Source organism: Antarctobacter sp., from assembly GCF_048262615.1.
Classification (GTDB): Bacteria; Pseudomonadota; Alphaproteobacteria; order Rhodobacterales; family Rhodobacteraceae; genus Antarctobacter.
In genome coordinates, this window is the sequence record NZ_JBLXFB010000056.1 from 1 (window position 1) to 7,541 (window position 7,541).

The following is a 7,541-nucleotide window of genomic DNA, read 5'->3' on the forward strand; positions in this document are numbered from 1 at the left end:
TCATCAGATAGGCATCTTCCACCTTCAGCGTCTTCATGAAGCTCTCGGCTTGGGGATTGTCGTAGGGATTGCCGCGCCGGCTCATGGAGCCGACGAAGCCATATTTCTCGAGCAGGTCGCGATGCGTCTCTGATGCGTATTGCGAGCCGCGTCGGTGTGAAACACGCAACCAGGCAAGGGCCTGCGCAGCGCGATCGCCTGGCGAAGCGCCTTCACGGCGAGCCGCGCATCGATGCCTCGGCCGATCGCGCATCCCACCACGCGGCGGGACCAGGCATCAAGAATGAGCGCGGCATAGGCTAAGCCCCCGGTGATCGTGAGGTAGGTCAGGCCGGCCACCCAGAGCTGGTCCGGGCCGTGTACCTCGAACTCTTTAGCGGGAAGCGGGGGCTGTGGTGATCACTGCTGGTCGTCCGGACAAAACGTCTCTGTCGTCGCGGATTCAAATCGTTTTCCTTCATCAGTCGCCGGACCTTCTCGGCATTCACGACGAAAACCGCGGTGACGGAGCTCGGCATCAACGCGGCGGTAGCCATACCCCTCAAACTCGTCGGTAATGTCGCGGATCTCGGCCACGATCACCGCATCTGTGGGCCTGCCGATGGGTTCGGCATAGAAACTCGATCGCGCCACGCCCATCAGCTCGCACTCCCGTTGGAGCGAGAGGTTGGCGAGCCGACGCTCACGGATGTAGGCACGCTTCTCGGCGAGGGTCTGGAGCGTTGACCCCCCCTTTAGAAACTCGATCTCGAGCGCCTGCCTCCCGGCAAGGCGCTCGAGGGCTGCGATGCGCGCCTCTTAACCCGTGAGCAGCTCGGCCGCGGCCGCGTCTTCATCCAACGCACCGGCCTCCGCTTTTTCGATCCAGAAGCGGATTAGGTTTCTCGAAAGGTCGTGACGGCGACAATGAGCATGCAGGGTCTCGCCGGAATGATGCTGAGCAACGACCTCGCGCTTGACCTCGGTGCTATGGCTGCGATGGCGTCTCGGCAAAGGCCTTCTTCCTCTGAAAGCCCGCTCCCGGTCAATTTAACTCGCTCAACCTGTCCACACCGAGGGGCGCATTCCAATAGAGGGTCAAGATGGCTTGCCGATTGACACCCACTTCCTCGAGATCGGGTCGGGCACGGAGCTGGCGAGAGAGATCACGAAACGCGGCATCCGGACGCCGCGCGGCAACCGGATCGACAAGAAATACATCTACCGGATGCTGAGCAACTGCGCCTACATCGGCGAGGCGGTGCACAAGGGCGACAGCTACCCCGGCGAGCACGACGCCATCATCCACCGCAAGACGTGGGACCGCGTCCACGCGATCCTGCAGGAGAGCCCGCGCAAGCGTGCCGCGCGCGCCCGCGCTGAGACGCCCGCACTGCTGAAGGGGCTGCTGTTCGGCCCGGATGGCGCGGCCTTCTCGCCGACGCATACGCGCAAGGGCGGGCGGTTGTACCGCTTCTATGTCAGCCAGACAGTGCTGAAGCATGACGCTGGATCCTGCCCCATCGGCCGCGTGCCAGCGGGGGAGATCGAGGCCGCGGTCATTGACCAGCTGCGCGCCGTGTTCCGCCAGCCCGAGATCGTGGCCGGGACGTGGAAGGCGGCGAGCGCCCACGCCAGCGACATCACCGAAGCCGACGCCCGCGCCGCGCTGCAGCAGATCGACCCGCTGTGGGGCGAACTCTTCCCGGCCGAGCAGGCGCGTATCGTGGCGCTGCTGATCGAGCGCGTGGACATCGGGACAGATGGCTGCGCGTGGATGGTCTGGGGAGCCTCGCCCGCGATATGCGGGCTGGAGACATGGGAGCGGCCGCATGACCCGCGAGCCGCCGATCCCCGAGACCATGACGCTCCACGTTCCGTTTCGCATCGCGAAGCGCGGCGGGCGCAAGGAGATGCAGCTTCCCCATGGCGTCCGGCCAGACCGGAGGATGGACAACACGCTGGTCAAGGCACTGGCCCTCGCGTTCCGTTGGAAGCGTCTGCTGGAGTCGGGTGAGTACGCCACCGTTTCCGAAATTGCCGAGCGAGAGGGGATCGCACCATCCTATATGACTCGCGTCCTGCGGCTGACCCTGCCCGCACCCGATATCGTCGAGGCGATCCTGGACGGAAAGCAAGGACTGGAGGTGACGCTGGCGTGGTTGCTGGAACCATTTCCAAAAAACTTGGGAAGCGCAGCCGATGCAATTCGGCTAGCGGCCCATTGGTGCCTTCCCACCGAGCCTTTGATTGCTGCTTTTGCAACTCGGATTGCTGACATTCTCTGCGCCAGCAGTAGTCTTCTTTCGGTGAAACCTCAAATCAGCTGTTCGAGCGCTCATTGCTGAGGCGCGAGCAAACACCAACATCCTGCGCAAACCAAATCTTTCCAGGTTTAGATTGAAGACAGCCCTGCGTTCGTGTTCAGAAAGTATTCAGCAAAGATCGGGCCACTTCCTGCCCCTATCGCACGAGCGTTTTCTCCAACGGTCCCGGCTTCGATTGCTGGGGCGATTAATCCGCGTTTGTCTTGGTTCACAATGTAGCGCCGCACTCGATCGACGAGCTCTTCGCGGACGCTGGGCGGGAATGCTCCGTCGATCACGATGGCTTCGAAGTCGATAACGGAACATACGGACAAGGATGCCTTGGCCAGTTCCTGTGCCGTTTCACCGATCCAAGGGGCGACATACCGGTCCAGCCCACTCCAATCTTGCGGCTTCTGCCACAGGACGCTGGGATTAATGGCTGCCTCGACCAGCCGCGCTTCCAGCAGGTGCAAAGACGCTGTATCTACCAGTTGCTGACTTTCCCCCAAGGGGCCGGTGGTGCGCATCGATCCCAGAGCTCCGGCATTCCCCTGATTTCCTTCAAGGACCGTGCCGTTCAGCGCGATACCTCCACCGACAAAGGACCCGATATAGAAGTACGCGAAATCCCGATAGGTCTTGCCAGTTCCATACAGTTGTTCAGCATGGCAGGCTGCAGTGGCGTCATTCACAACGTAAACTGGAAGCTTGCTGAACAGAGCCACTTCAGCAGCAAAATCTACATCCTTCCACGACCGGAACTTTTTTGCGGCAGGTCCTGCAAGATCGTGCCATTTCCACAGCTCGAACGGTGTGCCAATGCCGATGCCGCAGACTCGCTCTCTGTGCTTGTCGGGCAAGTCTGCGACGAGGTTTTCCATCCCGGCTTCCAAAAACCCGAAGACGGCATCGGGCATGGGGTAGTCATAAGTGGTATGCCGTTGCCCGCGCACGGTGCCGATGAAGTCCATCAACAGCAGATCGGCGCTGCGCCGCCCGATCTTTAATCCAATGGAAAACGCACCGTTGGGTGCCAATTCGATGGGGATCGATGGCTTGCCGACCTTGCCCCGCACGGGATCACAGCGGCGGATCAATCCGTTTTCTTCGAGATCCCGCAAAATGGTGGATACGGTGGGTTTTGACAGCCCGGTGTGTCGCGCCAATTCGGCAGCGGGGACCGTGCGATGACGCTGGAGAACAGAAAGGATCAGACGTTCATTGTGGTCGCGCAACCCACTCTGGTTCACGCCACCTCGCTGTTTTGTTGGAACATTTCCGTCCATCACCGGCGAACTAGTCCTCTTGTATCGATGTGAAATTAGCAGCTCCCATTTAGTTAGTAAAGTTTACAAATTTATTGACAGGTACCCCAGAATCAGGCACCTTTGATAGCAACCTGCTGAAGCGCGGGTGAGTGGCTGGCGTGGAGGCGGCCATACGATTTCGAAATAACATGGATGGGAGGACACCATGAAAAAGCTTATGACCATTTCGGCCGTTGCCCTAACTGCGTTCGCGGGTACCGCATACGCAGATGTCAACGCCTGCCTTATTACAAAGACCGATACCAACCCCTTCTTTGTGAAGATGAAAGAAGGTGCGACCGCGGCGGCAGAGGCCAACGGCATCAACCTGTCAACCTACGCAGGCAAGATCGACGGCGATGTCGAAAGCCAGGTGGCCGCTGTGGAAACCTGCATCGCATCCGGTGCCAAGGGTATCCTGATCACGCCCACGGACAGCCGCGCGCTGGAGCCCGTTATCACGCAGGCTCGCGATGCCGGTGCGCTGGTCATCGCCCTGGACACACCGTTTGAGCCGGCCGATGTGGCCGACGCCACATTCGCCACCGACAATTTCAAGGCCGGCGTCCTGATCGGTGAGTGGGCGGCTGCCAAACTGGGCGACGAGGCGGCCAATGCCAAGATCGCGACCCTCGATCTGAACCCATCCGAGATCTCGGTTGACTACCTGCGGAACAACGGCTTCCTTCAGGGCTTCGGCATCGACATCAAGGACCCGACCGATATCGGTGACGAAGACGATCCCCGCATTGTTGGCCACGACGTGACCAACGGCAACGAAGAAGGCGGTCGCACCGCGATGGAGAACCTTCTGCAGATCGACGCGGATATCAACGTGGTCTACACCATCAACGAACCCGCCGCTGCGGGGGCCTATGAGGCGCTGAAATCCGTCGGCCGCGAAAACGATGTGCTGGTCGTTTCGGTCGATGGCGGCTGCCCCGGCGTGCAGAACGTCAGCGAAGGTGTCATTGGCGCGACCTCCATGCAGTTTCCGCTGCTAATGGCATCGCTCGGCATCGAGGCGATCAAGACCTGGGCCGAGACCGGCGAAAAGCCGCAGAACACCGAAGGTCTGGATTTCTACAACACCGGCGTGGAACTGATCACAGACGAACCGATAGAAGGCATCCCCTCGCTGACCTCCGAAGAAGGCATGGAGAAGTGCTGGGGCTGATTCCCGAGCGAAGCCACTTGCCGGGGCAGAAATTGCCCCGGCACACCGTCTGATCGGCATCTTTGATCCAACTTGGCTTTCAGACTTAGACTCGGACCGACGGGGATCGTCATGACCAACACATCGGAATACGAGCAGGTATTGGACGGCAGCGACACCAAGGTCGCGCAGTTCGAAACCCGCCACCACACTGCCCTCGAACGGGTTCAGCATATCCTGCACAACAATCCGACCTTCGTGCCGGTCATCGTTCTGGTGATTAGCCTCATGGCGTTCTGGATGATCGCCGGCGGGCGGTTCTTTTCCGCGTTCAACCTGTCTCTGATCATGCAGCAGGTGTCGATTATTGGGATGCTGGCGGCAGCACAGTCTCTGATCATCATCACGGCAGGCATCGACCTGTCGGTGGCGGCGATCATGATCCTGATGTCGGTCATCATGGGCAATCTTGCAGTTAACATAGGCGTACCCGCACCCATCGCGATCCTTGTGGGATTTGTCGGGGGCATGGCCGCAGGGGCCATGAACGGGCTCCTGATCACCAAGGTCAAGCTGCCTCCCTTCATCACCACTCTCGGCACCTGGTCGATTTTCTTTGCACTGAACCTCTGGCTCTCCGGTGCCCAGTCCATCCGCAGTCAGGACATCGACGAAAACGCTGCCTTCCTCAAATTTTTCGGAAACGCCTTCGACATCGGCGGCGCTCGCATCACCTTTGGCGTAATCCTGATGGTCGTGATCTTCGTGGTGCTCTGGTACATGTTGAACAAGACCGCATGGGGTCGGCATGTCTATGCCATCGGCGACGACATGGAAGCCGCGGAAATGTCCGGCATCCGCACTGAACGCACGCTGGTCTCTGTCTACATGCTCGCAGGGCTGGTCTGTGCCATCGCTGGCTGGGCCTCGATCGGCCGGGTCGGCTCGATTTCGCCGCAGTCGTTTTATGAGGGCAATCTGCAATCCATCACTGCCGTGGTCATCGGGGGGATATCGCTCTTCGGCGGGCGCGGGTCGATCCTGGGGGCGTTGTTCGGGGCCTTGATCGTGGGAGTGTTCCAGTCGGGCCTGCGCATGGCCGGGGTGGATGTGCTCTGGCAGGTCTTTGCCATCGGCTGGCTCATCATAATCGCGGTCGCGATCGACCAATGGATCCGGAGGGTTTCCGCATGACACCCGTTGTTCAGGCCAAAGGCATCGTGAAACGGTACGGTCACGTGACCGCCATCGATCACTCCGATTTCGAACTGCGACCCGGTGAAATCCTCGCCGTAATCGGCGACAACGGAGCCGGCAAATCCTCGATCGTCAGGGCGATCTGCGGCGCCACCGTGCCGGATGAGGGCGAGATTCTGATCGAAGGCAAGCCGGTGCGCTTCTCCTCTCCCATCGAAGCGCGGGAGATGGGGATCGAGATCGTATACCAGAACCTCGCACTGTCACCTGCGCTGTCCATTGCGGACAATATGTTCACGGGGCGCGAAATCCGCAAACCGGGGTTTCTGGGGAAATACCTCCGGATGCTGGACAACGCGGCCATGGAGAAGTTCGCGCGCGAGAAGCTGACCGAACTGGGGTTGATGACGGTACAGTCGATCAAGCAACCGGTCGAGACACTTTCGGGAGGCCAGCGGCAAGGCGTGGCCGTCGCCCGCGCCGCCGCTTTTGCGACCAAGTTTATCATTATGGACGAACCCACGGCAGCCCTTGGGGTCAAGGAAAGCCGTAGAGTGCTGGAATTGATCAAGGATGTGCGTTCCCGCGGTATTCCGATCATTCTGATCAGTCACAACATGCCTCATGTTTTCGAGGTCGCCGACCGGATCCATATCCACCGGCTTGGCAAAAGGCTCTGCACCATTGATCCGAAAGACTACACAATGTCTGATGCGGTGGCTTTCATGACCGGCGCAAAGGAACCGCCCGCCAAAGACGCGGTATGATACCCAGCAAGGCCCGACCACGATGTTGCAACAACACTCCGCTCGCGTTCCGCATAGGTCTGTCGCCCCCCTACTCCGTGTCGGGACGGGTAACCTGGGCAATGAACTGAATTGGGGCGGAGCGGAGACTATCCTGACAAGCAAATGACAATGTCGGCTTTCAACGATGCGGCTTAATCAGTTCGCACCTGCGGCGAATGACTGCTTCCCGCCCTTTTGTGCATCTTCATAAAGAATGCCACCCTGCGGAGAACGTTTTTGCTGCACTGTCAACCAACGAAAGTTCGATTTCTGTTCCATCTCACTAAGCGCGACCCCGGTCGAAGTGTTCAGGTCTGTCGTCCGGAAACATAATGTTTTACAGCGCCTTAAGGATAATTCCCCAAGCTCGCGCAGTCATGAGGTCCGGAGAGTATCGGCTCTGAGAGACCGTTTCCGAGCCTCTTTGCGCTGGCGGCGGCATTCAGCCTTCTCGCATAACCCTAGAATACAAAGGAAAAATCCGGCCGGAGCCGGATCGGGAGAACGCTTTCGCTAGGGCAAGTGGCGGACGGAACGGGATCCGAACTGACGCAATCCGCCTCCCGCCCGCGCCACCGTCATCTCGCTGCTGCCCTCCGCTGCCGGCGCGCGTCGATCTCCGCGCGCCGGCGCACGTTCTCCGGATGGTCCCGCCCGAGCGAGCGCCAGAAGTCGCTGCCCTTGGTCCAGTTCAGGAACTGGCTGAAGCTGTCCACCTGATCGTCGTAGCGCCCACGCGGGAACCCCAGCAACTCGCGCCGGAACGCCGGGAGCCATTCCGCCTCCGCCGGCAGGACCACCTTGC

At 60.0% G+C, this 7,541-nt stretch carries 9 protein-coding genes and 1 pseudogene; 5 read left to right on the plus strand and 5 right to left on the minus strand.

Annotated features, from left to right (window positions below; genetic code table 11):
- Window positions 1-81: 81 nt before the first annotated feature.
- The 3 genes from ACN0S5_RS23790 to ACN0S5_RS23800 all read right to left on the minus strand — a co-directional run bounded on the left by ACN0S5_RS23790 (window position 82) and on the right by ACN0S5_RS23800 (window position 993).
- Window positions 82-339, minus strand: a complete 258-nt coding sequence (locus tag ACN0S5_RS23790; protein WP_417211726.1) for a DDE-type integrase/transposase/recombinase — start codon at window positions 337-339, stop codon at window positions 82-84.
- Window positions 340-399: 60 nt separating this feature from the next.
- The gene (locus tag ACN0S5_RS23795) at window positions 400-639 is read right to left on the minus strand and encodes a hypothetical protein (protein WP_417211727.1); all 240 of its coding nucleotides are present in this window, start codon (window positions 637-639) and stop codon (window positions 400-402) included.
- 159 nt (window positions 640-798) lie between these two features.
- On the minus strand, window positions 799-993 hold the full coding sequence (locus ACN0S5_RS23800; RefSeq protein WP_417211728.1) for a transposase: 195 nt from the start codon (window positions 991-993) through the stop codon (window positions 799-801).
- Window positions 994-1,093: 100 nt separating this feature from the next.
- Between ACN0S5_RS23800 and ACN0S5_RS23805 the strand changes: the two are divergent.
- Window positions 1,094-1,815: pseudogene (locus ACN0S5_RS23805) on the plus strand (recombinase family protein); the annotation flags it as partial.
- Window positions 1,812-2,327 (plus strand): hypothetical protein, encoded by a 516-nt coding sequence (locus ACN0S5_RS23810; protein ID WP_417211729.1) that lies wholly within the window; start codon window positions 1,812-1,814, stop codon window positions 2,325-2,327. The pseudogene ACN0S5_RS23805 and the gene ACN0S5_RS23810, both read left to right, overlap by 4 nt.
- 47 nt (window positions 2,328-2,374) lie before the next feature.
- Here the strand turns inward: ACN0S5_RS23810 and ACN0S5_RS23815 are convergent, their stop codons facing one another.
- Window positions 2,375-3,574 carry an ROK family transcriptional regulator gene (locus ACN0S5_RS23815; protein ID WP_417211730.1) on the minus strand — a complete coding sequence of 400 codons (1,200 nt, stop codon included), beginning with the start codon at window positions 3,572-3,574 and terminating at the stop codon, window positions 2,375-2,377.
- Window positions 3,575-3,761: 187 nt separating this feature from the next.
- Here ACN0S5_RS23815 and ACN0S5_RS23820 point away from each other — a divergent pair, with 187 nt between their 5' ends.
- The 3 genes from ACN0S5_RS23820 (at window position 3,762) to ACN0S5_RS23830 (ending at window position 6,715) form a co-directional block, all read left to right on the plus strand.
- Complete coding sequence (locus tag ACN0S5_RS23820; protein ID WP_417211731.1) at window positions 3,762-4,772, plus strand: sugar ABC transporter substrate-binding protein; 1,011 nt, start codon at window positions 3,762-3,764, stop codon at window positions 4,770-4,772.
- Between the two features lie 111 nt (window positions 4,773-4,883).
- The gene (locus ACN0S5_RS23825) at window positions 4,884-5,945 is read left to right on the plus strand and encodes an ABC transporter permease (protein WP_417211732.1); all 1,062 of its coding nucleotides are present in this window, start codon (window positions 4,884-4,886) and stop codon (window positions 5,943-5,945) included.
- Window positions 5,921-6,715 carry an ATP-binding cassette domain-containing protein gene (locus ACN0S5_RS23830; RefSeq protein ID WP_417211733.1) on the plus strand — a complete coding sequence of 265 codons (795 nt, stop codon included), beginning with the start codon at window positions 5,921-5,923 and terminating at the stop codon, window positions 6,713-6,715. The genes ACN0S5_RS23825 and ACN0S5_RS23830 overlap by 25 nt, the downstream gene beginning before the upstream one ends.
- A 599-nt stretch (window positions 6,716-7,314) precedes the next feature.
- On the opposite strand, the gene ACN0S5_RS23835 is transcribed toward ACN0S5_RS23830, so the two are convergent.
- Window positions 7,315-7,541: hypothetical protein (locus tag ACN0S5_RS23835; protein ID WP_417211734.1), on the minus strand; the 227-nt coding region annotated here is incomplete at its 5' end.